Origin of the sequence: Streptomyces sp. NTH33 (assembly GCF_003236365.1) — a bacterium.
Classification (GTDB): Bacteria; Actinomycetota; Actinomycetes; order Streptomycetales; family Streptomycetaceae; genus Streptomyces.
Window position 1 is genome coordinate 1 of record NZ_POTZ01000880.1, and the last position, 1,410, is coordinate 1,410.

The 1,410-nt window shown below is 72.3% G+C and carries 2 protein-coding genes; one reads left to right on the forward strand and one right to left on the reverse strand.

What is annotated here, in order from left to right; translation table 11 throughout:
- Nucleotides 1–64 precede the first annotated feature (64 nt).
- Nucleotides 65–865, reverse strand: coding sequence for an IclR family transcriptional regulator (locus C1I97_RS37210; protein ID WP_111007280.1), 801 nt, complete (start codon nt 863–865; stop codon nt 65–67).
- Nucleotides 866–1,102: 237 nt separating this feature from the next.
- On the opposite strand from C1I97_RS37210, the gene C1I97_RS37215 reads away from it, so the two are divergent.
- Nucleotides 1,103–1,410: amidohydrolase family protein (locus C1I97_RS37215; protein WP_146608436.1), on the forward strand; the 308-nt coding region annotated here is incomplete at its 3' end.

Genomic DNA, 1,410 nt, shown 5'->3' on the forward strand with positions numbered 1-1,410 from the left:
AAATCTACACAAGGCTATTCGTCGGCAGCGTCAGATGTGTAATAAGAGACAGCCGAGGGGGCGGTCAGGCGGCCGGGGACGGGTCCGTCAGGGTCTGGGACAGCTCCTTCGCCGCATGCTGGAGGGCCGGGACGATGCGTTCCGCCGCCGCCTCCGTCACACGGCACGCCGGGCCGGAGACGGAGATGGCGGCGGCGGTGGGGGAGCCGGGGACGGTGACCGCGAGACAGCGGACGCCCGGCTCCTGCTCGTTGTCGTCCATGGCGTAACCGAGCCGGCGCACGTCCTCCAGGGCCGCCAGGAAGCCCTCCGCCGTGGTGATCGTCCTCTCCGTGGCGGCGGGCATGCCCGTGCGGGCGAGCAGGGCGCGCACCTCGTCCTCGGGGCTGTGGGCGAGCAGCGCCTTGCCCACAGCCGTGGAGTGCGGCAGGACGCGCCGGCCGACCTCGGTGAACATCCGCATCGAGTGCTTGGACGGCACCTGCGCCACGTACACGACCTCGTCGCCGTCGAGCAGCGCCATGTTCGCCGTCTCGCCGGTCTCCTCCACCAGGCGGGCCAGACAGGGGCGGGCCCAGGTGCCCAGCAGCCGGGAGGCGGACTCGCCCAGGCGGATCAGCCGGGGGCCGAGCACATAGCGGCGGTTGGGCTGCTGGCGGACGTACCCGCAGGCCACGAGCGTGCGCATCAGGCGGTGGATGGTGGGCAGCGGCAGCCCGCCGGTCGCGGAGAGCTCGCTCAGGCCGACCTCGCCGCCCGCGTCCGCCATCCGCTCGAGCAGGTCGAACGCGCGCTCGAGGGACTGGACCCCGCCGTTGGCGGTGGACTTTGCGGAGCCGGTGGTGCTGGCGCTGGACGTCGGCACGGCGCGTTCCTTTCGGGACTGGCGGGGAGTGCCAAAGCCTACTCAGGGGCCGGTTGACCTTCCTGTCGATGCGAAACCCGCCCCGGCCGATGGAATTTTAATTCCGCTGTGCGGAAGCATCCAGGATGTGAGCCCCGGGCGGGCCCTGTGCGGCCATGCGGCGGCCTCCCTCTTGACGGTGTGCGGGCGAGATTCAAAACTCGTTCGACGGAACGTCGAAGCCGGAGAGGGGTCCGGGTGCCCGACGCTGAACTGGTACTGCGCTCGACGCGCGTCGTCACGCCCGGGGGGACGCGCCCCGCGTCCGTCGCGGTCGCCGACGGCACGATCACGGCCGTACTGCCCCACGACGCCGAACTCCCCGCCGGCGCCCGCCTGGAGGACCTCGGCGACGACGCCCTGCTGCCCGGACTGGTCGACACCCACGTGCACGTCAACGACCCCGGCCGCACCGAGTGGGAGGGCTTCTGGACCGCCACGCGCGCGGCGGCGGCCGGCGGCGTCACCACCCTCGTCGACATGCCGCTCAACTCCCTCCCGCCCAC